General features: G+C 68.3%; 27 protein-coding genes. 15 read left to right on the top strand and 12 right to left on the bottom strand.

The features are described 5' to 3' along the window. The first annotated feature begins 6 nt into the window (after positions 1-6). Positions 7-900: a glycine betaine ABC transporter substrate-binding protein gene (locus K2F54_RS06240; protein WP_220605004.1), complete on the top strand. Its 894-nt coding sequence runs from the start codon at positions 7-9 to the stop codon at positions 898-900. Between the two features lie 57 nt (positions 901-957). Here K2F54_RS06240 and K2F54_RS06235 read toward each other — a convergent pair whose 3' ends face one another. The 9 genes from K2F54_RS06235 to K2F54_RS06195 all read right to left on the bottom strand — a co-directional run bounded on the left by K2F54_RS06235 (position 958) and on the right by K2F54_RS06195 (position 6,904). Next, on the bottom strand, positions 958-1,407 hold the full coding sequence (locus K2F54_RS06235) for a flavodoxin family protein (RefSeq protein WP_220605003.1): 450 nt from the start codon (positions 1,405-1,407) through the stop codon (positions 958-960). Between the two features lie 148 nt (positions 1,408-1,555). Beyond that, entirely contained in the window at positions 1,556-2,353 is a 798-nt protein-coding gene (locus K2F54_RS06230; RefSeq protein ID WP_220605002.1) for an alpha/beta hydrolase, read from the bottom strand. A gap of 1 nt (position 2,354) precedes the next feature. Then, the gene (locus K2F54_RS06225; protein ID WP_220605001.1) at positions 2,355-2,963 is read right to left on the bottom strand and encodes a CbiQ family ECF transporter T component; all 609 of its coding nucleotides are present in this window, start codon (positions 2,961-2,963) and stop codon (positions 2,355-2,357) included. Positions 2,964-2,988: 25 nt separating this feature from the next. Beyond that, a complete protein-coding gene (locus K2F54_RS06220) occupies positions 2,989-3,681 on the bottom strand; it encodes an energy-coupling factor ABC transporter ATP-binding protein (RefSeq protein ID WP_308287543.1) in 693 nt (230 codons plus the stop codon). Next, a complete protein-coding gene (locus K2F54_RS06215; RefSeq protein WP_220605000.1) occupies positions 3,678-4,331 on the bottom strand; it encodes a biotin transporter BioY in 654 nt (217 codons plus the stop codon). Before K2F54_RS06215 ends, K2F54_RS06220 begins: the two co-directional genes overlap by 4 nt. 45 nt (positions 4,332-4,376) lie before the next feature. Further along, on the bottom strand, positions 4,377-5,246 hold the full coding sequence (locus K2F54_RS06210) for a glycoside hydrolase family 15 protein (RefSeq protein ID WP_220604999.1): 870 nt from the start codon (positions 5,244-5,246) through the stop codon (positions 4,377-4,379). Positions 5,247-5,292: 46 nt separating this feature from the next. Next, on the bottom strand, positions 5,293-5,757 hold the full coding sequence (locus K2F54_RS06205) for a hypothetical protein (RefSeq protein ID WP_220604998.1): 465 nt from the start codon (positions 5,755-5,757) through the stop codon (positions 5,293-5,295). A 117-nt stretch (positions 5,758-5,874) separates the two neighbouring features. Beyond that, on the bottom strand, positions 5,875-6,084 hold the full coding sequence (locus tag K2F54_RS06200) for a hypothetical protein (RefSeq protein WP_220604997.1): 210 nt from the start codon (positions 6,082-6,084) through the stop codon (positions 5,875-5,877). Between the two features lie 16 nt (positions 6,085-6,100). Then, positions 6,101-6,904, bottom strand: coding sequence for a sugar phosphate isomerase/epimerase family protein (locus tag K2F54_RS06195; RefSeq protein WP_308287542.1), 804 nt, complete (start codon positions 6,902-6,904; stop codon positions 6,101-6,103). Positions 6,905-6,947: 43 nt separating this feature from the next. Between K2F54_RS06195 and K2F54_RS06190 the strand changes: the two genes are divergently transcribed. The 9 genes from K2F54_RS06190 (at position 6,948) to K2F54_RS06150 (ending at position 17,290) form a co-directional block, all read left to right on the top strand. Next, positions 6,948-9,242 (top strand): bifunctional alpha,alpha-trehalose-phosphate synthase (UDP-forming)/trehalose-phosphatase, encoded by a 2,295-nt coding sequence (locus K2F54_RS06190; RefSeq protein ID WP_374107269.1) that lies wholly within the window; start codon positions 6,948-6,950, stop codon positions 9,240-9,242. A gap of 68 nt (positions 9,243-9,310) precedes the next feature. Further along, positions 9,311-11,005, top strand: coding sequence for a dihydroxy-acid dehydratase (gene ilvD / locus K2F54_RS06185; protein WP_220604995.1), 1,695 nt, complete (start codon positions 9,311-9,313; stop codon positions 11,003-11,005). Positions 11,006-11,043: 38 nt separating this feature from the next. Continuing rightward, entirely contained in the window at positions 11,044-12,858 is a 1,815-nt protein-coding gene (locus K2F54_RS06180) for an acetolactate synthase large subunit (protein WP_220604994.1), read from the top strand. Between the two features lie 2 nt (positions 12,859-12,860). Next, entirely contained in the window at positions 12,861-13,370 is a 510-nt protein-coding gene (gene ilvN / locus K2F54_RS06175; protein WP_220604993.1) for an acetolactate synthase small subunit, read from the top strand. Between the two features lie 64 nt (positions 13,371-13,434). After that, positions 13,435-14,463, top strand: a complete 1,029-nt coding sequence (gene ilvC / locus K2F54_RS06170; RefSeq protein WP_220604992.1) for a ketol-acid reductoisomerase — start codon at positions 13,435-13,437, stop codon at positions 14,461-14,463. Positions 14,464-14,621: 158 nt separating this feature from the next. Next, a complete protein-coding gene (locus tag K2F54_RS06165; RefSeq protein WP_220604991.1) occupies positions 14,622-15,239 on the top strand; it encodes a DUF998 domain-containing protein in 618 nt (205 codons plus the stop codon). 66 nt (positions 15,240-15,305) lie between these two features. Then, positions 15,306-16,361 carry a zinc-dependent alcohol dehydrogenase family protein gene (locus K2F54_RS06160; RefSeq protein ID WP_220604990.1) on the top strand — a complete coding sequence of 352 codons (1,056 nt, stop codon included), beginning with the start codon at positions 15,306-15,308 and terminating at the stop codon, positions 16,359-16,361. Between the two features lie 63 nt (positions 16,362-16,424). Beyond that, a complete protein-coding gene (locus K2F54_RS06155; RefSeq protein WP_220604989.1) occupies positions 16,425-16,910 on the top strand; it encodes a DNA polymerase III subunit gamma/tau in 486 nt (161 codons plus the stop codon). Next, positions 16,910-17,290 (top strand): bacitracin resistance protein, encoded by a 381-nt coding sequence (locus K2F54_RS06150; protein WP_220604988.1) that lies wholly within the window; start codon positions 16,910-16,912, stop codon positions 17,288-17,290. Before K2F54_RS06155 ends, K2F54_RS06150 begins: the two co-directional genes overlap by 1 nt. A 13-nt stretch (positions 17,291-17,303) precedes the next feature. Here K2F54_RS06150 and K2F54_RS06145 read toward each other — a convergent pair whose 3' ends face one another. Then, a complete protein-coding gene (locus K2F54_RS06145; protein ID WP_220604987.1) occupies positions 17,304-17,705 on the bottom strand; it encodes a DoxX family protein in 402 nt (133 codons plus the stop codon). 97 nt (positions 17,706-17,802) lie between these two features. Between K2F54_RS06145 and serA the strand changes: the two genes are divergently transcribed. Continuing rightward, on the top strand, positions 17,803-19,395 hold the full coding sequence (gene serA / locus K2F54_RS06140) for a phosphoglycerate dehydrogenase (RefSeq protein WP_220604986.1): 1,593 nt from the start codon (positions 17,803-17,805) through the stop codon (positions 19,393-19,395). Positions 19,396-19,456: 61 nt separating this feature from the next. Here serA and K2F54_RS06135 read toward each other — a convergent pair whose 3' ends face one another. Then, the gene (locus K2F54_RS06135) at positions 19,457-19,708 is read right to left on the bottom strand and encodes a DUF6458 family protein (protein WP_220604985.1); all 252 of its coding nucleotides are present in this window, start codon (positions 19,706-19,708) and stop codon (positions 19,457-19,459) included. Positions 19,709-19,880: 172 nt separating this feature from the next. On the opposite strand from K2F54_RS06135, the gene K2F54_RS06130 reads away from it, so the two are divergent. The 3 genes from K2F54_RS06130 to K2F54_RS06120 are packed head-to-tail and all read left to right on the top strand — an operon-like array spanning position 19,881 to position 22,909. After that, a complete protein-coding gene (locus K2F54_RS06130) occupies positions 19,881-20,954 on the top strand; it encodes a 3-isopropylmalate dehydrogenase (protein WP_220604984.1) in 1,074 nt (357 codons plus the stop codon). A 15-nt stretch (positions 20,955-20,969) separates the two neighbouring features. After that, positions 20,970-22,130 (top strand): branched-chain amino acid aminotransferase, encoded by a 1,161-nt coding sequence (locus tag K2F54_RS06125; protein WP_220604983.1) that lies wholly within the window; start codon positions 20,970-20,972, stop codon positions 22,128-22,130. Beyond that, positions 22,127-22,909: a fumarylacetoacetate hydrolase family protein gene (locus K2F54_RS06120; protein WP_220604982.1), complete on the top strand. Its 783-nt coding sequence runs from the start codon at positions 22,127-22,129 to the stop codon at positions 22,907-22,909. The genes K2F54_RS06125 and K2F54_RS06120 overlap by 4 nt, the downstream gene beginning before the upstream one ends. 70 nt (positions 22,910-22,979) lie before the next feature. On the opposite strand, the gene K2F54_RS06115 is transcribed toward K2F54_RS06120, so the two are convergent. After that, a complete protein-coding gene (locus K2F54_RS06115; RefSeq protein WP_220604981.1) occupies positions 22,980-23,597 on the bottom strand; it encodes a TetR/AcrR family transcriptional regulator in 618 nt (205 codons plus the stop codon). A gap of 172 nt (positions 23,598-23,769) precedes the next feature. On the opposite strand from K2F54_RS06115, the gene K2F54_RS06110 reads away from it, so the two are divergent. Beyond that, a complete protein-coding gene (locus K2F54_RS06110; RefSeq protein WP_220604980.1) occupies positions 23,770-24,801 on the top strand; it encodes an NADP-dependent oxidoreductase in 1,032 nt (343 codons plus the stop codon). Positions 24,802-24,803: the final 2 nt, after the last annotated feature.

Here is a 24,803-nt window from a genome sequence, read left to right as displayed (position 1 = left end):
AACCGAATGAAGAACCGTTCACTCAAGCTCATCGCCACCGCAGCCATCGGTATGCTCGCCCTCACCGGCTGCGCCGCAGCCGAGGGCGAGACGGTGTCGGAGGACAACTCCGACGCCAAGGACATCAGCATCGCCGTGTTCAACGGCTGGGACGAGGGCATCGCGGCCTCCGAGCTGTGGAAGGCCATTCTCGATGAGAAGGGCTACAACGTCGAACTCGAGTACGCCGATGTTGCCGTCGTCTACTCCGGCCTGTCCACCGGCGACTACGACATGAACCTCGATGTCTGGCTGCCGAACACGCACGCCACCTACCTCGAAGAGTACGGTGACGACATCACCGAGCTCGCCGCCTGGAACGACGAGGCCAAGAACACCATCGCCGTGAACGCGGATGCGCCCATCGACTCCCTCGCGGAGCTGGCCGAGAACGCCGACCTGTTCGGCAACACCATCGTGGGCATCGAGCCCGGCGCCGGACTCACCGAGGCCGTCACCAACAACTCGATCCCCACCTACGGCCTCGAGGGCATGGACTACCAGACCTCGTCGACCGCGGCGATGCTCACCGAGCTGACCGCGGCCACCGACGCCGGCGAGAACATCGCCGTCACCCTCTGGGAGCCGCACTGGGCCTACGGCTCGTTCGACCTGAAGAACCTCGAAGACCCCGAGGGCACCCTCGGCGTGTCGGAGACCATCCACGCCTACGGCAAGAAGGACTTCTCCACCGACTTCCCGCAGGTCACCGAGTGGCTCGCCGACTTCGAGCTCGACCTCGACCGCCTGTACTCCCTCGAGACCGCCATGTTCGTCGACTACGACGGCCAGGACTACGGCCCCATCGTTGAGCAGTGGATCGAAGACAACCAGGAGTACGTGGACTCGCTCACCGCGTAATCCTCTGCCCCACCCGTGAACGGCCCGTGCTTCGGCACGGGCCGTTCTCGTGTCCGGTCAGGCGTGGGCGCGGATCTCCGCGCCGATGAACGCCGCCCAGGCGCCGGCCTTCCCGGTCTGTCCGGGGGCCAGCGGGCCCTCGGTGCCCTCGACGATGAAGCCCTGCGGCTTGGCGACGATGTGGGCGCCGGCGGCGGCGAGGGCGTGCGAGATCTTGGCGGCCGCATCCCCGTGGATGAACAGTTTGACCCGGGTGTCGAAGGCGGCGGCGCGCACGCCGTCGAGGGAGCCGGGCGGCAATTCCCGCAGGAACGCCTGGATCTTCTCGGTCGGACGCCAACCGTTGATCGGGCTGCCCACCACGAGCACCTCGACGCCCTGCAGGCTCGCGTCGGTGAGATCGGCCACATTGAGCGTACTGGCGTCACGGCCGAGTTCCGCGGCGATCACCTCCGCGATGGTGCGGGTGTTGCCGTAGTTGGTGTCGTAGACGACGCGTGCGCGCATGAGTCCTCCTTGGTCGGGATCGCAGCGGCCACGGTCGAAGGACAACGGTCGAGAGGACAACAGTCGAACGGCAGCGGCCGACCCAGCCATAGTGGACCGCCCCGCCGCAGCAGACAAGTCCGCCGGCGGCTCGTGCGTTGCCCGGCGGCTACTGCGTTGTCATGAACGTACCGAGGGCGTCCGTGATGGCCCGTTCGGCCTCGGCCGGAGTGATCGTGGCGTCCCCGTCGCCGGGCTGCGCACCGTAGGCGCCGAAGGAGGCATGGTTGGCGCCCTCGATCTGCACGAAGGTGGTGTCCGCGGGCAGCAACGGCGCGTTCTCCTGGATGGTGGCCGGGGTGCTCAGGCCGTCTTCGCTGCCGCTGATGCTCAACACTGCACGGTCGTCGTCGACGGGGGAGGCGCAGTAGCTGCCCAACAACACCAGGCCGGCCACGTCGTTCTCGTCGGCGTACATGCAGGCGCGCACGCCGCCCAGGGAGTGGCCGCCCACGAACCAGGTCGCCACCGCAGGCGCCGTGTCGGTGAAGGCGGCCAACGGTCGCTGATCGAAGAAGGCCAGATTGAGCACCGGCTTGGTGATCACCACGGTCATCCCGGTCTCGTGCACGGTGGGAGCCAGAGTTGCCAGGTAGGCGTACGGGTCGACCTTGGCGCCGGGAATGAAGACCAGACCGGTGGTGGACTCCCCGGCGGCCGATTCCTCGTCGGTCGGCGCGATCACCACGGCCGTCTCGGTATCGGTCACGGTCACAGCGGGGTTGTCGAACACGGCCTGTGCCGCCTCGCGGTCGGCCGGCATCACCAGCTGGGCCCAGATCAGAAAAACGACCACTCCCAGCGCCAGGGCGACCAGAGCGCTCCAGCCGACGACGCGGATGCGGCGCAGGCGAGAAGGTCGTCGTTGTGCTGCGGTGCCGTCAGCGGGGGTCTCCGGCAGGGCCATCTCAGTCGTCCAATCCGCGTGCGGCGAGTGCCTCTCCGATCGCATCGGCGGCGTACAACGAGCGTACGACCACGGGAACGGCCAGGGCGACGAGCGAGCCCTGCGCGCCGCGGGCCCGGCGGGCATCGAGCACCTCGTGCACGATCTCGGCCACCAGCGGGATGCAGCGGATGGCCAGTGCCACGAGCAGTCCCACCCGGTCCGCGTCCACCCACCGGCGGAACGGGCGCAGGAGCAGCTGGAACGCCTCGAGCACAGCGGTGACCGTGGTGGTGAGGGTGAAGAGGGCGGCCAACGCGACCGCCACCAGCAGACGGCCCGCCATCAACCCCGCCGTGGTCCAGCCCTCCACGGAGCCACCGGCGACGAGAACCTGCACCGGCACGGCGAAGACCAGGATCCAGAGGATCGGGCCGATCTGCGGCCAGGCGGCCGGGGGTGGGATGCCGGCGACGGCATAGAGGGCGACCACGACGACCAGTTCACCGGCGAGCACCAGGGGATCGGCGACGAGACCGACCACCACCATCGCGACCGCGAGCAGCCCCAGCTTGAGCAGGGCCGGCGCCCGGTGCAGCAGCGAGGTGCCCGGCCGGTACAGCCCGATCACGGCAGCCTGCTCACGACGGCAGCGTTCACGACAGCAGCGCCAGGTAGGCGGACAGCGCCACGGACGGCGCATCGTCGGCGACGACCCGGCCCTCGTCGATGACGATCACCCGGTCGAAGCCGTCGAGCACCTCGAGGTCGTGGGTGACCACGATCACCTGCTGGGTCAGCGACACCAGCAGCCCGGTGATCAGTCGGGTGTTGCGGGCATCCAACAGGGTGGTGGGTTCGTCGGCGACCACGATGCTGGGCCCGGCGACGAGCACCGCGGCCAGGGCGAGCAGCTGCTTCTGGCCGCCGGAGAGCCGGTGGGCAGGGCGGTCGGCGAGGGCGGTCAGGCCGAACCGCTCCAGCGCCTCGATGGTGCGCGCCTCGATCTCGTCCGGGGTCAGACCCCGCCGGCGTAGGGTGAAGGCCACGTCCTCCTGCACGGTGGGCATGACGATCTGGTTGTCCGGGTTGGTGAAGATGAACCCCACCTCGCGGCGCACAAGTTTGGCCTGCCGGCGCACGTCGAGGCCGTTCACGGTGACCGTGCCGCTGGTGGGGGTGACCAGGCCGTTGATCATGCGGGCCAGGGTGGACTTGCCGCTGCCGTTGGCCCCGACGATGCCGATGCGGCGTTCGGTGAGGTGCAGGTCGATACCGCGCAGCACCGGCTGGTCGTCGAAGCCGTGCGACACGGCCTCGAAGCGGATGCCGGCAGCGCTCACGCTCACGCCCGTGCGTCGACGGGCAGGGCGGCGGAGGCCCCGCGGCGAAGCGGGGTGATCAGGCCCGGGTAGGCCCGGTGCACCTGCTTGGCCACGAGCACCGTCACCACGACCTTGATCAGGTCGCCTGGCAGGAACTTGGTGCTGTCGAGGAGGGCGGCCCACAGCGGCAGGCCCAGGTTGATCGCCGTCACCGGCACCCCGATGAGGTACACCGCCACGATGCCGCCGAGCACGGTGGCGCCCAGGGCGGGCCAGAACGGGTAGCGCGGCAGCAGCCAGGCCGTGAGCAGGCCGATCACGACCGCGCCGAGCAGCCAGCCGTACGGGTACCCGGCGGCGGGGGAGGTGGTGAACCAGACCAGTCCGCCACGCCCGCCGGAGAGCAGCGGAAGACCGGCGGCCGCCAGCACCAGCAACAGCAGAACGGCCAGGAAACCCTTGCGGGCGCCGAGGATGGCGCCGGCGAGCATCACGCCGAGGGTCTGGAAGGTGATGGGCACGCTGCTGCCGCCCAGGGAGATCGCGCCGGGAAAGCCGAGGGCGGCGATGAGGGCGGCGAAAATGGCGATCTGGGCGAGGTCCCGCACGCTCAGGCGGGCCAGCCGTGCCCGGGTTGCGGTCTTCGATCGAGCTGAAACTGTGGGGGTGGTCATGTGTCTCAATCTAGAATTCGGCACCGGGGCCCCGCAGTGGAATACCTACAAAGAATCCGCCGGAACTTTGACAGCGAGGGCCGCCACCAGAGCGTCCGCCGCACGCACCAGGGTCAGATGGGTCAGGGCCTGCGGCGTGTTGCCGGCGTGGTGCCCGGTTGTCACGTCGTACTCCTCGGCCAGCAGGCCCACGTCGTTGGCCAGGCCGACCAGCCGGGTCATCAGCGCCTGCGCGTCCTCGATGCGCCCGGATGCCGCGTACTGCTCGACCAACCAGAACGAGCAGGCCAGGAACGGGTGTTCCCCGGGCTCGAGCCCGTCCAGGGCAGCGTGGGTGGTGTAGCGCAGCAGCAGGCCGTCGCGCATCAGGTCGGCCTCGAGGACCGCGACCGTGCCGAGCATCCGTGGGTCGTCGGCGGCGCAGAAGCCCACCTGGGGCAGCACCAGCAGGGACGCGTCGACCTCCTCACCGCCGAAGTGCTGGGTGTAGCAGCCGCGGGCGGTATTGAAGCCGCGTTCCTCGATGTCGCGACGCACCTCGTCGCGGATGGTCCGCCACCGCTCCACCGGCCCGGGCAGGCCGTACTCGGTGGCCCCGCGGATGGCCCGGTCGAAGGCCGTCCACACCATCACGCGGGAGTGGGTGAATTCCCTGGGGGTGCCGCGCACCTCCCAGATGCCCTGGTCCGGTCGACGCCAGAAGCTCTCGCCCACGTAGGCCCTGACGGCCGTGGCCGTGGGGTCTGCCGGGGCCAGCAGCCACCGGCCCTGGTCTTCGGTGCCGAGCAGGGCGCCGAACATCGATGCGGAGTCGTAGCGGGGCAGGCACAACCAGTCGATGCTGCCGTCGCGGCCGACCAGCGCGGCGGAGTGGCAGTCGCTGAGTAGGGCGTAATCCTCGATGTGTAGCGCCATGGAGTCATCCTCACATGGCGCCGTGCCGATGAGGGTAGACGCGCGGCTAAGCGACCAGGCGCGGCGAGGTACCGGAGGTCTGACGCGCGCCGTCGTGCTGTTCGGCCCACACCGAGATGGGGGCGGGGTTCCATGGCAACGCCGTCGGCTCGGCCCCAGAGGAGACCAGCAGGGCGCCGGTGTCCACCGACGTGATGCCGTTCACCGGCGTGTCGGTGCGCGGCTCGGCCACGTTGCGGGGTGCCGCGGTCTCTTCGGTGCGCAGACGGATGGTCTCGGTGGCGAGGATCTCGGTGAGCGCGGCGGCGATCTGGTGGGCCTTGAGACCGTGGAAGATCACATCGGTGTCGTCGGCCTGGCGGGGAACCAGGGTCCAGGCCCCGTTTTCGCCGACCAACTCTGCCAGGGCGCCGTGCAGGTGTTCGTAGATCTGGGCGTTGCTGAGCTCCGGGAGTGCTGGCGCGACTGGCGCCACAACAACCGGTGCGGTGCGGCGACGGCGTCCGAACATCGGGAGCCCCTTCCTTCTGTCAACGTGAGGATCAACGTGAGAAGTCCAGTTTCGCCCGGAACAGCCCCGAATCGTCGGGGACACGCCGCAGGCCCGCCAGTGGCGGGCAGACGCGGGCTAGCTGATCTTCTTGGCAGTGGCTCCCGGCACCGATTTGTCGTCGGCGTCCTTCACGACGTTGCCGACCGCAACCGCCACGCTCAGCCCCCAACCGATCCAGGTGAGCAGCAGGCGCCAGTCCCTGGGGCCGTTCCTGGTGGCCTGCAGAATGTGCCACCCGCCGACGACGACGCTGAACATTGCGCTGTTGAACAAGAACTTTCGCATGTGTGCCTCCTGTTTTCTACGCTACCGGACTGGGGCGGATGTGTTCTCTGGCGAACGCGAGGGTTTCGGCCAGGAGCTGCAGCCTGGTCGGTTCCGAGCGTGCGGTTCTCGTGTTCACTTCGGCCACGATCGAGCCCGACCAGCCTGAACTGGCCAGCTGCCGAAGAACCTCCGCCACCGGTTCCCGGCCTCGGCCTGGCAGCAGGTGCTCGTCGAAGACGCGGCCCTCACCCTGGGAGCCCGAACCGTCGCAGAGGTGCACGTGACGCAGCCGCTGGCCCAGGGCCGTCGCCATGGCCAGGCTGTCGTGACCGCTGAGCGCACAGTGCGAGAAGTCCAGCGTCACCGCCTCGCAGTCCATCAGGGTGGGATCCCAGCCGGGGGAGTAGGCCTTCACACCCCGCCCGCCGATCTTCCACGGAAACATGTTCTCGACGGCGATCTGCAGCCCGGTCGACCCGGTCAGTTCGCGCACGATGTCGAGGAAGTCCTCGGCATACCCGGCCTGCCAGCGGAACGGCGGATGCACCACCACGGTCGAGGCGTTCACCTGGGCGGCCAGCTCGGCGGACTTCTCCAGCTTCACCCGGGGGTCCCTGCCCCAGACGAAGTGGGTGAGCAACAGCACCGGGGCGTGGATCGAGAGGATCGGCAGGCTGTACCGCTCCGAGAGCGCCGACAGGGCCGCGGCATCCTGGGTGGTCTCGTCGCGGGTCACCATCACTTCGATGCCGTCATACCCGGCGGTTCGCGCCACCCGGAAGGCATCCTCGAGGGGCAGCGGGTAGACGCAGGTGGAACTCATGCCGATGCGAATCACGGCGTCAGCATAGTCTTCGCTGGTAACCTCCAGATACAGCCAGGTGTACCGCAGAGGCGGGCACCGGAATGGACGAGTCATCGAAACCGCAGCCGACACTACCGCCGCCGACACCCCGCAAGAACCCGGTCCCGATTCGGTCGCGCCCGGCCACTTCGACCTGGTCGTCGTCTCCAACCGGCTCCCCGTGGACTACGAGGTCGCCGAAGACGGCACCGAAAGCTGGCGCACCTCGCCCGGTGGCCTGGTCACCGCTCTCGAGCCGATGATGCGCGCCTCCGACGGCGCCTGGGTGGGCTGGCCCGGAGTGGCCGACCGGGAGTTCGCACCGTTCGAGAACGACGGCATCTCCATCGTGCCCGTACGCCTGAGCACCGAAGACCTCGAGCTCTACTACGAGGGCTTCTCCAACGACACCCTCTGGCCGCTCTACCACGACGTCATCGCCTCGCCGAGCTACCACCGCGAGTGGTGGGAAGCGTACGTGCAGGTCAACCGCCGTTTCGCGACCGCCGCTGCGGCATCCGCCGCCCCGGGCGCCACCGTCTGGGTGCACGACTACCAGCTGCAATTGGTGCCGCGCATGCTCCGCGACGCCCGCCCCGACCTGGTGATCGGGTTTTTCAACCACATCCCGTTCCCGCCATACGGCATCTTCGCGCAGCTGCCCTGGCGCAAACAGATCCTCGACGGCCTGCTCGGCGCTGACCTGATCGGCTTCCAGCGTCTCGCGGATGCCGGTAACTTCTCCCGCGCCGTGCGTCGCCTCTACGGCTACGCCACCCGCGGCGTCGCCGTGGACGTGCCCAGCCAGAACGGTCAGCACCGCCGGGTCATCGCCAAGCACTTCCCGATCTCGATCGACGCCGAAGCGTACGAGGCAATGGCCAAGCGTCCGGAGATCCAGGAACGCGCCAGGCAGATCCGGGCGGACCTCGGCAACCCCAAGACGATCATGCTCGGCGTCGACAGGCTGGACTACACCAAGGGCATCGGCCACCGCATCAAGGCGTTCGGCGAGCTCCTGCAGGACGGCACGCTGAGCGTGGAGGACGTCACCCTCGTGCAGGTCGCCAGCCCGTCCCGCGAGCGGGTCGCCACCTACATGCAGCTGCGCGACGAGATCGAACTCGCCGTCGGCCGCGTGAACGGCGACTACTCCACCATCAGTCACACCGCCATCAGCTACCACCACCACGGTTACCCGCGGGAGGAGATGGTGGCGCTCTACCTGGCCGCAGACGTGATGCTCGTCACGGCCCTCCGCGACGGCATGAACCTCGTCGCCAAGGAATACGTGGCCGTGCGCTACGACGGCGACGGTGTGCTCGTGCTCAGCGAATTCGCCGGCGCGGCCGACGAACTCAAACAGGCCGTGCTGATCAACCCGCACGACATCGACGGCATGAAGGCGTCGATCATGAAGGCCATCACCATGCCCAAGCGCGAACGCACCAGACGGATGCGTGCCCTGCGTCGCAAGGTCTTCGACAACGACGTGGCCACCTGGTCAGCCTCGTTCCTGCAGACCCTCACCGGGGGAGCGGCCGTGCAGAGCGGTGTGCCGGAGAACCTGGTCAGCGCCCTGCGCGACATCAGCTCGGCCGAGACCATCCTGGTGGCCCTCGACTTCGACGGCACCCTGGCGCCGCACGTGGACGAGCCGGAGGACGCCCGTGCGGTCGACGGCACCCACGACGTCGTGCAGCGTCTGCTCGACCTGCCCGGCGTGCGGGTCGCGTTCGTTTCCGGGCGCGCCCTGGTGAGCCTCAAGCACGTCGCCGAACCGCAGAACGACGTGCTTCTCACCGGTTCGCACGGCATCGAGGTGCAGCTGGATGCCAACGGCATCGAATTGGACCTGGTGCCGGAAGAGGTCGAGAACCTCGACACCCTCACCCGGGTGCTCGAGCGCATCTCCGGTCCGGTGTTCGGCACCTGGATCGAGCAGAAGCCGGCCGGCCTGGCCCTGCACACCCGCCTGGCCACGGCGCAGGACGGTCAGGCCGTGCAGCGGGAGGCCCGCGACCAGCTCGCCGAGCTGCTGCCGTCGCTCACCGTGCGCGAGGGCAAGAACGTCTTGGAATTCTCGGTGCGCTCCAGCACCAAGGGCGACGCCCTCGAACGCCTGCGCAAGCACACCGGCGCCGACCGGGTGCTCTACGCCGGCGACGACGTCACCGACGAAGACGCCTTCACGGTGCTCGGCGAGGGCGACCTCGGCCTGAAGATCGGCCCAGGGGCGACCCTGGCCGGGTACCGGGTGCGCGGCCCCAAGGAAGTCACCCAGGTGCTCGCGCTCCTGGCCGACTTCCGCGCGGCTGCGCAGCCGGAGTAACCCGCCGTCGCGGGCGTGCCGCCGGGTCCCTGACCTGCGTGCCGCCCGCGACGTTCTAGACTCGGACCATGTCTGAGATCGATATCAAGCCCCGCAGTCGCGACGTCACCGATGGCATCGAAGCCACCACCTCCCGCGGCATGCTCCGTGCGGTGGGCATGGGCGACGCCGACTGGGACAAGCCCCAGATCGGCATCGCGAGCTCGTGGAACGAGATCACGCCGTGCAACCTGTCCCTGGACCGCCTCGCGCAGGCGTCCAAGGAGGGTGTGCACTCCGGCGGCGGGTACCCGCTGCAGTTCGGCACCATCTCCGTCTCCGACGGCATCTCGATGGGCCACGAGGGCATGCACTTCTCCCTCGTCTCCCGTGAGGTCATCGCCGACTCCGTCGAGGTCGTCATGCAGGCCGAGCGCCTCGACGGCTCCGTGCTGCTGGCCGGCTGCGACAAGTCCCTGCCAGGGATGCTCATGGCCGCCGCGCGCCTCGACCTCGCCAGTGTCTTTCTCTACGCCGGGTCGATCGCTCCTGGCTGGGTCAAGCTCTCCGACGGCACCGAAAAAGACATCACCATCATCGACTCGTTCGAAGCCGTCGGCGCCGTCAAGGCCGGCCGCATGAGCGAGGCCGACGCCAAGCGCATCGAGTGCGCCTTCGCCCCCGGCGAGGGTGCCTGCGGCGGCATGTACACCGCCAACACCATGGCCAGTGTCGCCGAAGCACTGGGCATGAGCCTGCCCGGTTCCGCCTCACCCGCCTCCGCCGACCGCCGCCGCGACTACTACGCCCACCGCTCCGGCGAGGCCGTCGTCAACCTGCTGCGCCTGGGCATCACCGCCCGCGACATCCTCACCAAGAAGGCGTTCGAGAACGCCATCGCCGTGGCCATGGCCTTCGGTGGCTCCACCAACGTGGTGCTGCACCTGCTCGCCATCGCCCAGGAGGCCGAGGTCGAGCTCACCCTCGACGACTTCAACCGCATCGGCGACAAGGTGCCGCACATCGGCGACCTCAAGCCCTTCGGCAAGTACGTCATGAACGACGTCGACCGTCACGGCGGGGTACCCGCCGTGATGCGCGCGCTGCTCGAAGCCGGCCTCATCCACGGCGACTGCCTCACCGTCACGGGCAAGACCGTGGCCGAGAACCTCGCCGAGATCGACCCGCCCGAACTCGACGGCAAGGTCCTGCGCACCCTGGACAACCCGATCCACGCCTCAGGCGGCATCACCATCCTCAAGGGCTCGATCGCCCCTGAGGGCGCCGTCGTGAAGACCGCCGGCTTCGACAGCGATATCTTCGAGGGCCCCGCCCGGGTCTTCGAACGCGAGCGCGCAGCCATGGACGCCCTCACCAACGGGGAGATCCTGGCCGGCGACGTCGTCGTCATCCGCTACGAAGGCCCCAAGGGCGGACCTGGCATGCGCGAGATGCTCTCGATCACCGCCGCCATCAAGGGCGCAGGTCTCGGAGCCGATGTACTACTATTGACTGATGGTCGATTCTCAGGCGGCACAACCGGACTGTGTATCGGCCATATAGCACCCGAAGCGGTGGACGCAGGTCCTATCGCATTCGTGCGCGATGGTGATCTGATACGGGTCGATATCGCAGCTCGCTCGCTTGACCTACTGGTCGACCCTGCCGAGCTGACCGCCCGCCGAGAAGGCTGGGCACCGCTTCCTCCCCGTTACACCCGTGGCGTTCTCGCCAAGTACTCCAAGCTCGTGCAGTCAGCCGCGCTGGGCGCGACCACGGGCTGATCGACACCATCCGTCACCGATTAAGGGAATTGCCTCTCATGACCACGGAACCCTATCCCGTGCCATCCCCGTCCGTTTCCGCGCCGTCGGCCGAGCCCTCGGCACCGCCGAAGGTGCTCACCGGCTCCGGTGCGATCCTGGAGACGCTCAAACTCCTGGGCGTCACCGACGTGTTCGGCCTGCCCGGCGGCGCCGTCATCCCGCTCTACGACGAGATCATGAGCCAGGACGACATCCGGCACATCCTCGTGCGCCACGAGCAGGGTGCCGGCCACGCCGCCGAGGGTTACGCGTCCTCGAGCAACCGGGTGGGGGTGGCCATCGCCACCTCGGGCCCCGGCGCCACCAACCTGGTCACCGCCATCGCCGACGCCTACATGGACTCGGTGCCGCTCTTGGCGATCACCGGCCAGGTGTTCAGCACCCTGATGGGCACGGATGCCTTCCAGGAGGCCGACATCGTCGGCATCACCATGCCGATCACCAAGCACTCCTTCCTGGTGAAGCGGCCGGAGGACATCCCCGCGGCCCTCGCGTCGGCGTTCCTGATCTGCAACACCGGCCGCCCCGGCCCGGTGCTGGTGGACATCACCAAGGACGCCCAGCAGCTGAGCGCGCCGTTCATCTGGCCGCCCAAGCTCGACCTGCCCGGCTACCGGCCGATCACCAAGGCGCACGGCAAGCAGGTGCAGGCCGCGGCCGCGCTGCTGGCCGGCGCGTCCAAGCCCGTGCTGTACGTCGGCGGCGGGGTCATCCGGGCCAAGGCCTCCGAGGAGCTCCTCGAGTTCGCCGAGCTCAGCAAGACCCCCGTCGTCACGACGTTGATGGCTCGCGGCGCGTTCCCCGACTCGCACGAGCAGCACCTCGGCATGCCCGGCATGCACGGCACGGTCTCCGCCGTGCTCGCGCTGCAGGAATCCGACCTCATCATCGCCCTCGGCGCCCGCTTCGATGACCGCGTCACCGGCAAGGCGAGCGAGTTCGCCCCGAACGCGACCATCGTGCACGTGGACGTCGACCCGGCCGAGATCGGCAAGATCCGCGCCGCCGACGTTCCCATCGTCGGTGACGCCAAGGACGTCATCGCCGACCTCACGGTGGCCTACCGGGACGCGATCGCGACGACCACCCCCGACATCCACGAGTGGTGGACCTACCTCAACGGGCTGCGCGAGAAGTTCCCGCTGGGCTACAGCGAACCGGCCGACGGCCTGCTCGCTCCGCAGTACGTGATCAAGCGCATCGGCGAGCTCACCGGCCCGGAGGGCGTCTACGCCGCCGGCGTCGGCCAGCACCAGATGTGGGCGGCCCAGTTCATCAAGTACGAGCGACCCAACTCCTGGCTCAACTCCGGCGGCGCCGGCACCATGGGCTATTCGGTGCCCGCGGCCATGGGCGCCAAGGTCGCCCAGCCAGACCGCACGGTCTGGGCCATCGACGGCGACGGTTGCTTCCAGATGACCAACCAGGAGCTGGCCACCTGCACGATCAACAACATCCCGATCAAGGTGGCGATCATCAACAACTCGTCCCTGGGCATGGTGCGCCAGTGGCAGTCGCTGTTCTACGACGGCCGGCACTCCTTCACCGACCTCAACACCGGTCACGGCACCGCCATGGTGCCCGACTTCGTGAAGATGGCCGACGCGTACGGCGCCCTGGGCATCCGGGTCACCAGCGCCGACCAGGTCGACGACGCCATCAAGCTGGCCCTGGCCACCAACGACCGGCCGGTGGTGATCGACTTCATCGTGAGCCGTGACGCCATGGTGTGGCCGATGGTGCCGCAGGGTGTCAGCAACAGTTTCGTTCAGTACGCCAAGGACCACGCCCCCACCTGGGAAGAGGAGTAACCATGAGTACCCACGTTCTCAGCCTCCTCGTCGAGGACAAGCCCGGCCTGTTGACCCGCGTCGCGGGCCTGTTCGCCCGGCGCGGCTTCAACATCGAGAGCCTCGCGGTCGGTCACAGCGAGATCGCCGGTCTGTCGCGCATCACCATCCTCGTCGACGTCGAGGATGCGCCGCTCGAGCAGGTGACGAAGCAGCTGAACAAGCTGATCAACGTCATCAAGATCGTCGAACTCGACCCCGCCCAGTCGGTGCAGCGCGAGCACCTGCTGGTCAAGGTACGCGCCGACAACAGCACCCGTTCCCAGGTGCTCGAGGCCGTCACCCTGTTCCGCGCCCGCGTCGTCGACGTGGCCACGGATGCCGTGGTCATCGAGGTCACCGGCGACTCCGGCAAGGTGCAGGCGTTCCTGCGCGTGCTCGAGCCGTACGGCATCAAGGAGATCGCCCAGTCGGGCCTGCTCGCCATCGGTCGCGGATCCAAGTCGATCACCGAACGCGTCTTCAAAAACTAGGTCTCGACAAGCTCGACCAACGAAACTTTTCTCGACAAATACAACAACCAAGGAGAACACCACATTGTCTGAAATCTTCTACGACAAAGATGCCGACCTGTCCCTGATCCAGGGCAAGAAGGTCGCCGTCATCGGCTACGGCTCGCAGGGCCACGCCCACGCGCAGAACCTGCGCGACTCCGGCGTCGAGGTCGTCATCGGACTCAAGGAGGGCTCGAAGTCGCGTGCCAAGGCCGAAGAGGTCGGCTTCACCGTGAAGACCGCCGCCGAGGCATCCGCCTGGGCCGACGTCATCGTGATCCTCGCTCCCGACCAGGTGCAGCGTCACCTCTACAAGGACGACGTCCTCCCCAACCTGGCCGAGGGCAAGGCTCTCGTCTTCGGACACGGCTTCAACATCCGCTTCGGCTACATCGAGGCGCCCGCCGGCGTCGACGTGGTCATGGTCGCCCCCAAGGGCCCCGGCCACACCGTGCGTCGCGAATTCGAGGCCGGCCGTGGCGTTCCCGTCATCGTCGCCGTTGAGAAGGATGCCTCTGGCAACGCCTGGCCGCTCACCCTCAGCTACGCCAAGGCGATCGGTGGCCTGCGTGCCGCCGGCATCAAGACCACCTTCACCGAAGAGACCGAGACCGACCTGTTCGGCGAGCAGGCCGTTCTCTGCGGTGGCGCGTCGCAGCTGATCCAGTACGGCTTCGAGGTTCTCACCGAGGCCGGCTACCAGCCGCAGGTTGCCTACTTCGAGGTGCTGCACGAGCTCAAGCTCATCGTCGACCTGATGTGGGAGGGCGGCATCGCCAAGCAGCGTTGGAGCGTCTCCGACACCGCAGAGTACGGCGACTACGTCTCCGGTCCGCGCGTCATCGACCCGAGCGTCAAGGAGAACATGAAGGCCGTTCTCGCCGACATCCAGAACGGTGCATTCGCCGAGCGCTTCATCAACGACCAGGACGCCGGAGCTCCCGAGTTCCTCGCTCTGCGCAAGAAGGGCGAAGAGCACCCGATCGAGGCCACCGGCCGCGAGCTGCGCAAGCTGTTCGCCTGGAACGCCTCGAACGACGACGACTACGTCGACGGCGAAGCCGCCCGCTAACTCGCAGCTTCTGTTCTTCCCGAAGGGGCCGGTCACTCGACCGGCCCCTTCGGCATGCCCGCCCGTACACCGACTTGCCGCATGTTGCCCCTTCGGCGCTGCAGAACGGGGTGTTTGCGGCAACTCGGCGGCCGCGGCAGCCCGATAGGCTTCCCCGCGTGAGTACCAGAGCCCTAGCCACCGTTGCCCTGGTCGGCGCGGTGCTCTACGTGCTCGTCGACGTCGTTCTGCAGCAGCTGCCGCCGCACTACAGCGTCGTGTCCGAGGCCGAGAGCAACCTCGCCGTCGGCCCCTATGGCTGGATCATGAACCTGAACTTCCTGGCCAGGGGAGTGGTCACGGTCTGCATCGTCGCCGCCCTGGCACGGTTCGGCCCGCGCACCCGGCTGCAGCGCACCGGTCTGGCGTTCACCCTGCTGGCCGGAGCAGCATCCGCCGCCCTCGCCTTTCTGCCCACCGACATCCCCGCAGCGGATGCGCCGGGCCTGGCCCCCAGCACCGCCCTCGGCACCGCGCACCTCGCCGTCGCGGTCGTGGGCTTCTTTGCCGCTCTGGCGGGCTTCGTGCTGCTCACTCTGTGGCTGCGGGGGAGTGACCGGCTGCGCGCGGCGTACCCGGCCGCCGCCATCCTCACCGGCGTTGCCCTCGGCGGGCTGGCCTGGCTGGGTGTGGCCGCCACTCTCACCCCCGGTGTGATCGGCCTGGCCGAGCGGGTGTGCCTGGCCGGTGTGCTCGGCTGGGTCATCGCGGTCGCTCTCGTGGTGCGTCGCCGCTGAGCCGATCGCGCCCGCAGCGCGTACTATCACCTGCACATCACAGAGCGGTGACGAGAGGAGCTCCCCATGAAAGCACTCGTGTACGGCGGCCCGGGCGAGAAGACCTGGTCCGAGGTCCCCGAGCCGGAGATCGTGCGGTCCACCGACGCGATCGTGCGGATCGACACCACCACCATCTGCGGCACCGACCTGCACATTCTCAAGGGCGACGTGCCCGCGGTCGCGCCAGGGCGCATCCTGGGCCATGAGGGGGTGGGCACGGTCGTTCAGATCGGCGAGTCGGTGGAGTCCATCGCGGTGGGCCAGCGCGTGTTGATCTCCTGCATCAAGTCCTGCGGTCACTGCGCCAACTGCAAGACCGGTCTCTACTCGCACTGTCTCGGCGACGAGGGCCGGTCGGGCATCGGCTGGGTCCTCGGCCACCTCATCGACGGCACCCAGGCCGAGCTCGTGCGGGTGCCGTACGCCGACAACTCGCTGTACCCGCTGCCGGACTCGGTCACCGACGCCGAGGCCGTCATGCTCTCGGACATCCTGCCCACGGGCTTCGAGATCGGGGTGCAGTACGGACAGGTCGCCCCGGGCGACGTCGTCGCCGTGATCGGCGCCGGCCCGGTCGGGCTGGCCTGTGTCGCCACGGCCGGACTCTACGGGGCCGGGGCGATCGTGGCGCTCGACATCGACGAGAACCGGCTGACGCAGGCCAGGGCGTTCGGTGCCACCCACACCGTGCGTTCCGACCGGCCGGACTGGAGGGACGAGGTGCTCTCGGTCACCGACGGGGCCGGGGTGGATGTGGCGATCGAAGCGGTCGGCATCCCAGAGACCTTCACGATGGCGACCGAGATCGTGCGGCCGGGCGGCCACCTGGCCAACGTGGGGGTGCACGGCAAGCCGGTGCCCCTGCACGTGGAGAACCTCTGGATTCAGAACATCAGCATCAGCATGGGCCTGGTGAACACCAACACCACGCCGATGCTGCTCAAGCTGGTGGCGCAGCACAAGATCCCGGCCGAGCGGTTGGCCACGCACCGGTTCGGCTTCGATCAGGTGCTGGAGGCCTACGACACCTTCGCCAGGGCGGCGGAGACCAGGGCCCTCAAGGTGCTGATCAGTCTCTGAACAGTGGCCCACCCTGCAACAAGCCCGCCCTCCATTATGCCCACCCTCCAATAAGCTGAGCCCATGACTTCTCCACGGGATGACGAGGCCCTCGGCTGGGCCGGCGACGACGACCCCACGCTCGTCTCCAGTAGCAGCAACGGCAGCAGCAGCCCCGAGCAGGGCACTGAGCCGACCGAGCCGGGCACCGACCTGCCGGAGGGCTGGGCCGTGACCGGTTCCCCCGGCGGCTACGTCGACGCCCCCACTCAGAAGGCCGCAATGTCGTCCCCGGCCCTCGTGGGTCTGGGCATCCTCGCCGGCGCGTACCTGCTCTACACGATCGGGTGGGTCATCGGCGTCGGCCGCCTGACCAATCCGTTCAGCGACCCGCTGGCGCAGTTCATGTTCTCCCTCGGCACCTGGCTGGCCATCGCGGCGCCCGCCGTCTGGTTCGCCTCCTCGTACTGGCTGACCCGCGGCCGGCCCCGGCTGCGCTGGACCTGGCTGATCCTGGGCGTCATCCTGCTCGCCCCACTGCCCTTCATCGCCGGAACCGGGGGACTCTGATGAGCGCCGACAAGACTGACAAGACCACCGTGACGGCGAAGGACTACAAGAACCGCACCCGTCGCACGCCGGGCTGGCTCTCCGCCACCATCGCCATCGGGTTCGGCCTGTTCTACGCCTACAGCGCCTGGTCGGGCCTGGGCAACCTGATCGGCCTCAACGAGGCAGCGCAGAGCCTGGACACGACGCTGAACGGATTCGGCTGGGGCCTGCTGCTGACCGGTGTGCTCGCGCCGGTCGTGGTCTTCGGCATCGCCTTCTGGTTGGGCCGCCGCCGCGAAGCCGGTCCCCAGGCGCTGCTGCTGCTCGCGGGCCTGTGCCTGGTCTCCGCGCTGTCCCTCGACATCTTCGTGTTCGGCCTCGGCAGCCTGATCGTATAGCGAGCGCTCAGGCTCACCCGGCCAGCGCCACCAGGAGCACCAGAGCGATCAGCAGCAGCTGCCCGACCAGGCGCGGGATCAGCGGGATCGCCACGGCGCCGAAGCGGTCCTTGTGCCTGGCGGCGTAGGCGTTGGCCGGGAACACTGCGACCAGGAACACGGCCAGGGCGACACCGGACGTAACACGGGTGGATTCCACCAGCAGTCCGATCCCGCCGGCGATCTCGCAGATCCCGGTGAAGATCACCAGGTTCGTCGGCGACCAGAGGCCGGTGGATCGCAGTCGTGGCGGGATCATCGCGGCCATCGTGCGCTGCACGGCCGGAGCGAAGTGGCTGATCCCGGCGACGATGAAGACCACCGCCAGAACGATTCGCAGCACGGCTAGGACGTTCGTCACGGACTCGGGGCTCATCGCTCCATTCTGGTGCCAGTAAAGTGTTGTGGTATCTGGCGCCCCAAGATCGTGGCGCGAGCTTCCCTCGCCTGACGCTTTCTAAGGATCTGTTTTCGTGTCGAAGCCCGTTGTATTAATCGCCGAAGAACTCTCGCCCGCCACCGTCGATGCCCTCGGCCCCGACTTCGAGGTGCGCTCCGTCGACGGCACCGACCGTGCCGCGCTGCTCGCCGAGCTGGCCACCGCCAACGCCATCCTGGTTCGCTCCGCGACCAAGGTCGACGCCGAAGCCCTCGCCGCCGCCCCGCACCTCAAGGTCATCGCCCGCGCCGGCGTTGGCCTCGACAACGTCGACATCAAGGCCGCGACCGCGGCCGGGGTCATGGTCGTCAACGCCCCCACCTCCAACATCATCTCCGCCGCCGAACTCACCGTCGGCCACATCCTCAGCCTCGCCCGGCACATCCCGCCGGCGCACGGCGCCCTGGCCCAGGGGCAGTGGAAGCGTTCCAAGTACACCGGCATCGAGCTCTACGAGAAGACAGTCGGCATTATCGGCCTCGGCCGTATCGGCGCCCTCGTGGCCGCCCGGTTGCAGGCCTTCGGCGTGAACATCATCGCGTTCGACCCCTACATCACCTCGGCCCGCGCCCAGCAGCTCGGTGTGCACCCGGTCACCCTCGACGAACTCCTCGAGCAGTCCGACTTCGTCACCATCCACATGCCCAAGACGCCGGAGACCACCGGCATGATCAGCGCCCCGCAGCTCAAGCTGATGAAGCCCACCGCGTTCGTGGTCAACGTGGCCCGCGGCGGCCTGATCGACGAGGCCGACCTGTACACGGCCCTCGTCGAGGGCACCATCGCCGGCGCCGGCCTGGACGTCTTCGTCAACGAGCCGCCGACCGGATCGCCGCTGCTGGGCCTGGACAACCTGATCAGCACCCCGCACCTCGGTGCCTCCACCGACGAAGCCCAGGAGAAGGCCGGCGTGTCCGTGGCCAAGTCGGTGCGCCTGGCGCTCTCCGGCGAACTCGTGCCAGACGCGGTCAACGTCGCCGGCGGAGTCATCGACCCCACCGTTCGCCCCGGCATCCCGCTCGTCGAGAAGCTCGGCCAGGTCTTCTCCGGCCTCGCCGCCCACAGCCCGCTCACCAGCGTCGACGTCGAGGTGCGCGGCGAGATCGTCGAGTTCGACGTCTCGGTGTTCAAGCTCGCCGCGCTCAAGGGCATCTTCACCAACGTGGTCAGCGAGACCGTCTCCTACGTCAACGCTCCGCTCCTGGCCGAGCAGCGCGGTGTGGCCGTGCGCCTCATCACGGATGCCGAGTCGCCGGAATACCGCAACCTGATCACCCTGCGTGGAGCGCTGGCCGATGGCTCGCAGGTCTCGGTCTCTGGAACCCTGGTCGGTCCCAAGCAGATCGAGAAGATCGTCGAGGTCAACGGCTACGACGTCGAGGTACCGTTCGCCGAGCACCTCATCGTGATGCTCTACACCGACCGTCCCGGGATTGTCGCCGTCTACGGCCGCGAATTCGGCGAGGCCGAGATCAACATCGCGGGCATGCAGATCGCCCGGCACGAGGCCGGCGGCAAGGCCCTCAGCGTGCTCACCGTGGACTCGCCCGTTCCCGCGAGCCTGCTGACCGCGCTGCGGGAAGCGATCACGGCCGACGTGATGGTGACCATCGACATCACCGAATAACCGCCTGAAAACGAAAAGCCCCGGACGCGAGTCCGGGGCTTTTCGTCTGGGTGGAGAGTGATCACACCTCGTCGATCGAGCGCTCCTGCTTGACGATGCTCTCCCCGCTGACCGGGTCGACCGCGCTGCGGGTGGTGCTGACGCTGCTGCGCTTGCGGGTGACCATGACGATACCCAGGATGAAAACCAGGAAGCCGGCTCCCATCAGCAGGTAACCGACCAGATCAAGGTCGACCCAGTCGACCTGGATGTTCAAGGCCCACACGAGGATGGCGCCGACGACGAACAGGAAGATTCCCAATCCGATACTCATAGGTAACTGCTTTCTTCGGGAGTGGCACATGCGCGTCGGCGACGCGCACGGTCAGGGTTCTCCAGCATAGACAGCCAAACGCGCACAGTAGGGTTGATTTGCAGGGTATCTCCACACCACAGTCACGCCACTTTCGCCAGCCCACCGGCTGCCTCACCGTAATCGGAGCCGCATGTCCCGCTCAGTCAAGCTCGCAGTCATCGCCGGAGACGGCATCGGCCCCGAGGTCGTCGCCGAAGCCCTCAAGGTGCTCGACGCCGTGACCCAGGCCGAACCGGTCGACTTCGAGCTCACCCACTTCTCGCTCGGAGCCACCCGGTTCCTCGAGACCGGCGACGTGCTCACCGACGACGACCTTGCGGCCATCAGCGCTCACGACGCCATCCTGCTCGGAGCCGTCGGGGGAGTGCCAGGCGACCCGCGACTGAAGAACGCCAACATCGAGCGCGGGCTGCTGCTCAAGCTGCGCTTCTCGCTCGACCACTACGTGAACCTGCGCCCGAGCGTGCTCTTCCCCGGCGTGCCGAGCCCGCTGGCCGCCCCCGGCGAGGTCGACTTCGTGGTGGTGCGTGAGGGCACAGAGGGCCCGTACGTCGGCAACGGCGGCGCCATCCGTCAGGGCACACCGCACGAGGTGGCCAATGAGGTCTCGGTCAACACGGCCTACGGGGTGGAGCGGGTGGTGCGTTACGCGTTCGAAGCGGCCCAGAACCGTCCGCGCAAAACGCTCACCCTGGTGCACAAGACCAACGTGCTCGTGTTCGCCGGCAGCCTGTGGCAGCGGATCGTCACCGAGGTCGCCGCCGAGTACCCGGAGGTGGCCGTCGACTACCTGCACGTCGACGCGGCGACGATCTTCCTCGTCACGAATCCGGGTAGATTTGACGTCGTCGTCACGGACAACCTCTTCGGCGACATTCTCACTGACCTGGCAGCGGCAATCAGCGGCGGCATCGGCCTGGCGGCATCCGGCAATATCAATCCGGACGGTCGTTTCCCCAGCATGTTCGAACCGGTACACGGTTCGGCACCCGACATCGCGGGCCGGCAACTGGCCGACCCGACGGCGGCGATCCTCTCGGTCGCGCTCCTGCTCGAGCACCTCGGGCTCACGGATGCGGCGGCTCGGGTGAGCGCGGCCGTCACGGCCGACATCGGTGCCCGCAGCAGCAGCGCCGCGGTGTCACGACCGACCAGCGCGATCGGCGATGCCATCGTGTCCCTCCTGACCGACACTCCCGCCTAGACCCAAGGGACTCCCATGAGCCAGCAGACCACCACCTTCCCGCTCGAATTCGAGCTCACGCCGTCCGAGACCGCACGCACCCGCGCGGCGCGGGAGACCATCCTCTCCGACCCCGGTTTCGGTAAGCACTTCACCGACCACATGGTCACCATCGACTGGACCATCGAGGACGGCTGGCACTCCGCCAGGGTCACCCCGTACGGTCCGCTCCAGCTCGACCCGGCGTCCTCCGTGCTGCACTACGGCCAGGAGATCTTCGAGGGCATGAAGGCGTACCGCCACGCCGACGGCTCCATCTGGACGTTCCGGCCGGACAAGAACGCCGAACGTCTGCAGCGCTCCGCGCGCCGCCTGGCCCTACCCGAACTGCCCGTCGCCGACTTCATCGAATCGATCAGGCAGATGGTCGCCGTCGACGGCGACTGGGTGCCCAGCGCCCCGGAGACCAGCCTGTACCTGCGCCCGTTCATGATCGCCAACGAGAGCTTCCTCGGCGTGCGGGCCGCCCACAAGGTGGGGTACTACGTCATCGCCAGCCCGGCCGGCGCGTACTTCACCGACGGTGTCGCACCGGTGAGCATCTGGCTGTCGACCGAGTACTCCCGCGCCGGCCGCGGCGGCACCGGAGCGGCCAAGTGCGGCGGCAACTACGCCGCCTCCCTGCTGCCGCAGCAGGAGGCCTACGACAACGGCTGCGCTCAGGTGCTCTTCCTCGACGGGGAAACCGGCACGCACATCGACGAACTCGGCGGCATGAACGTGTTCTTCGTGCACGGCACCGACACCCTCGTCACACCGCGACTGACCGGCACCATCCTCGAGGGCGTGACGCGGGACAGCATCATGCAGCTCGCCCGCGACCGAGGCATGACCGTGGTCGAGCGGGACGTGACCGTGGACGAGTGGCGCGACGGCGTCGCATCCGGAGAGATCACCGAGGTGTTCGCCTGCGGCACGGCCGCCGTGGTCACCCCGATCGCCCAACTCAAGGGTGTGGGCTTCACCATCGGCGACGCCGCGGCGCCAGCCGGGGAGATCACCATGGCCTTGCGCCAGGAACTCACCGACATCCAGTACGGCCGCCTGCCCGACCGGCACGGCTGGCTGATGCGCCTCGACGAAACGTCGGCCGAAACGTCGGCCGAGGCCGCGACGGGCAGCGAGGCGAACGCGTGAAGATCGCCCGCTACAGCCACGCCGGTACCATCGCGTTCGGCATCGTCGACGACGACGAACTCGTCGTCCTGACCGGGGACCCGATGTTCGCCGGGTACAACCCCACCGGAGCGCGCATTCCGCTGGTGGATGTGGCGTTGCTGGCACCCGTCATTCCCCGCTCCAAGGTCGTCGGCCTGGCCGGCGCCTACTTCGCGGATGCCGCGGAGAAGGCCGCCGCGCTGGCGGCACCGGGCGCCAAGGCCGAGCCGCGCTTCTTCCTCAAGCCCAACACCACCGTGGTGGGACCGAACGACCCCATCGTGCTGCCAGCGGCCTCAGACGACGTGCGCGTGGAGGGTGAGCTGGCCATCGTGATCGGCCGGGTCGCCAAGAACCTCAGCGTCGCCGACGCGCCGGCGGCGATCTTCGGTTACACCGTCGCCAACGACGTCACCGCGGTTGACCTGGGCGAGGCCGACGGCCACGGTGCCAGGGCCAAGGGCTTCGACTCGTTCTGCCCGCTCGGTCCGGTGATCGACACCGAGTTCGATCCCACGGATGGCCGCGTGCTCGGCCGCGTCAACGACGCCGAGTTCCAGAACGGCGAGGTGTCGCTGCTGGCGTTCTCCATGGCGGAGATCGTCTCGTTCCTCTCGCACTCCTTCACCCTGTTGCCCGGCGACGTGATCCTCACCGGGTCGTCGAGCGCGGCCAGGCAGGTCTGGGACGGCGACACCGCCAGCATCGAGATCCCCGGCCTGGGTGTGCTCACCAACCCGGTGCGCGACGCCCCCTAGCCCGCGAACTGGTCCCGAAGCGGACAAATGCGCCCGGTACGCCGGGCGCACTTGTCCGCACGGGCAACAGTTAGCGCGTGGCTGGGGGCGGCGCGGGGAACCATGCGCGCACCTGGTCGGCGGCCGTGGTCAGCAGCGCGGCCGACTCGGCGGCGTTCACCCGGGCCAGCAGCATCGCGCTCATCGAGAGCGACGCCAGGGTGCGCACTCGTTCGTCGGTGCGGTCACTTCGGTCGTCGGCGGCAGCCAGGGCGGCGCCGGCGAGGGCATGGCGCAGTGCCGACGCGAGATCGGTGCGGTACGCCTCGACCACCTCCCGGGCCGGCTCGTCGTGCGAGGCGAGGCCCGTGGCGCAATTGACCAGCAGGCAGCCCCGCCGGGGCGAGTCCAGCGGTAGCCTGCCCACAGCCTCGCGGAGCTCATCGAAGTAGGCGATCAGTTCGGGCCGGCCAGCGCCATCCGCTTGCAGGCCCCGCAGGCGCGGGCGGATGACCGTGTCACGGTAGTCGGCGACCGCGGCGTCGAAGAGACCCCGTTTGCTGCCGAACGCGTGGTACAGGCTCGATCGGTTGACGCCGGTGGCGGCCTCGAGGTCGGCCAGAGAGGCGCCGTCGTAGCCGAGGTCCCAGAAGACGTCGCGGGCGGACTGCACAACAGTGGTGCTGTCGAACGTCTGGAGCCGTCCCATGCCTGCCTGCCTTCCGTCCGCGGACGCCTGGTCCGTGGGGTGTTCCTGTGAATGTTCTGTACCGTTCGTTTCACTATAACCGATAGCCGAGCTATAGTAAAACGATTGGTGCAGAAAGCGAGTGGGCGCCACGAGCGCCTCGGCACCGATCACGAACAGTAAGGAATCTTTCATGACGACAGCCTCCAGCACCCAGATCCAACTCGCCGCCCGGCCCACCGGATGGCCCACCGCCGCCGACTTCAGCACCGCCGTGATCGAGCTGCCCGAGCTGGCGGCCGGTCAGGTGCGCGTCGTCAACGACTTCATCTCGGTCGACCCCTACATGCGCGGTCGCATGAACGACGTCAAGTCCTACATCGCCCCCTTCGTGCTCGGCGAGACCATGGGCGGCGGCGCCGTCGGCCACGTGGTGGAGTCCACCGTCGAGTCCGTTCCCGTCGGCAGCCTGGTCGTGCACCAGTACGGCTGGCGCGACGTGGTGCAGGAGGACGCGGCCGGCTTCCGTGTCGTTCCCGAGATTCCCGGTGTGCCCGCGTCCGCCTATCTCGGCGTGCTCGGCATGACCGCGCTGACCGCATTCGTTGGGCTACTCGAGGTCGCCAAGTTCCAGCCAGGCGACACCGTGTTCGTCTCCGGCGCCGCCGGGGCCGTGGGCAGCATGGTGGGCCAGATCGCTCGCCTCAAGGGTGCCGCCCGTGTGATCGGCTCCGCCGGCACCGACGAGAAGGTGGCCCTGCTCACCGAGAAGTACGGCTTCGACGCCGCGTTCAACTACAAGACCGGCGACCTCGCCACCCAGCTGGCCGAGGCCGCCCCCGAGGGCATCGACGTGTACTTCGACAACGTCGGCGGCGACCACCTCAGCGCGGCCCTCGGCGCCTTCAACGACGGCGGCCGGGCCGCCCTCTGCGGTGCGATCTCGCAGATGAACCGCACGGATGGCCCCACCGGCGTGCAGAACATGATGAACATCGTCACTCGCGGTCTCACCCTGCAGGGCTTCACCGTGGGCAACTACCTGCAGCACTTCCCGGCCTTCTCCGAGCAGATGGGCGCCTGGTTCGCGGCCGGCGACATCGTCTTCGACGAGACCGTCGTCGACGGGCTCGAGAACTCCGTCGACGCCTTCCTCGGCATGCTCCGCGGAGAGAACACCGGCAAGATGGTCGTCAAGACCAACGTCTCCGACGCCGTGAACTAAGA

It is taken from the genome of Cryobacterium inferilacus, assembly GCF_019599185.1.
Classification (GTDB): domain Bacteria; phylum Actinomycetota; class Actinomycetes; order Actinomycetales; family Microbacteriaceae; genus Cryobacterium; species Cryobacterium inferilacus.
This window is presented reverse-complemented; position numbering and strand designations above follow the sequence as displayed.

Coding starts and splice junctions, on each gene's coding strand:
- K2F54_RS06235 (WP_220605003.1), bottom strand. CDS start 1,407: ATGCGCGCACGCGTCGTCTACGACACCAACTACGGCAACACCCGCACC.
- K2F54_RS06155 (WP_220604989.1), top strand. CDS start 16,425: ATGACTTCTCCACGGGATGACGAGGCCCTCGGCTGGGCCGGCGACGAC.
- K2F54_RS06240 (WP_220605004.1), top strand. CDS start 7: ATGAAGAACCGTTCACTCAAGCTCATCGCCACCGCAGCCATCGGTATG.
- K2F54_RS06110 (WP_220604980.1), top strand. CDS start 23,770: ATGACGACAGCCTCCAGCACCCAGATCCAACTCGCCGCCCGGCCCACC.
- K2F54_RS06115 (WP_220604981.1), bottom strand. CDS start 23,597: ATGGGACGGCTCCAGACGTTCGACAGCACCACTGTTGTGCAGTCCGCC.
- K2F54_RS06130 (WP_220604984.1), top strand. CDS start 19,881: ATGTCCCGCTCAGTCAAGCTCGCAGTCATCGCCGGAGACGGCATCGGC.
- K2F54_RS06230 (WP_220605002.1), bottom strand. CDS start 2,353: ATGGCCCTGCCGGAGACCCCCGCTGACGGCACCGCAGCACAACGACGA.
- K2F54_RS06145 (WP_220604987.1), bottom strand. CDS start 17,705: ATGAGCCCCGAGTCCGTGACGAACGTCCTAGCCGTGCTGCGAATCGTT.
- K2F54_RS06160 (WP_220604990.1), top strand. CDS start 15,306: ATGAAAGCACTCGTGTACGGCGGCCCGGGCGAGAAGACCTGGTCCGAG.
- ilvN (WP_220604993.1), top strand. CDS start 12,861: ATGAGTACCCACGTTCTCAGCCTCCTCGTCGAGGACAAGCCCGGCCTG.
- K2F54_RS06200 (WP_220604997.1), bottom strand. CDS start 6,084: ATGCGAAAGTTCTTGTTCAACAGCGCAATGTTCAGCGTCGTCGTCGGC.
- K2F54_RS06205 (WP_220604998.1), bottom strand. CDS start 5,757: ATGTTCGGACGCCGTCGCCGCACCGCACCGGTTGTTGTGGCGCCAGTC.
- K2F54_RS06210 (WP_220604999.1), bottom strand. CDS start 5,246: ATGGCGCTACACATCGAGGATTACGCCCTACTCAGCGACTGCCACTCC.
- ilvD (WP_220604995.1), top strand. CDS start 9,311: ATGTCTGAGATCGATATCAAGCCCCGCAGTCGCGACGTCACCGATGGC.
- K2F54_RS06125 (WP_220604983.1), top strand. CDS start 20,970: ATGAGCCAGCAGACCACCACCTTCCCGCTCGAATTCGAGCTCACGCCG.
- K2F54_RS06180 (WP_220604994.1), top strand. CDS start 11,044: ATGACCACGGAACCCTATCCCGTGCCATCCCCGTCCGTTTCCGCGCCG.
- K2F54_RS06135 (WP_220604985.1), bottom strand. CDS start 19,708: ATGAGTATCGGATTGGGAATCTTCCTGTTCGTCGTCGGCGCCATCCTC.
- K2F54_RS06215 (WP_220605000.1), bottom strand. CDS start 4,331: ATGACCACCCCCACAGTTTCAGCTCGATCGAAGACCGCAACCCGGGCA.
- K2F54_RS06150 (WP_220604988.1), top strand. CDS start 16,910: ATGAGCGCCGACAAGACTGACAAGACCACCGTGACGGCGAAGGACTAC.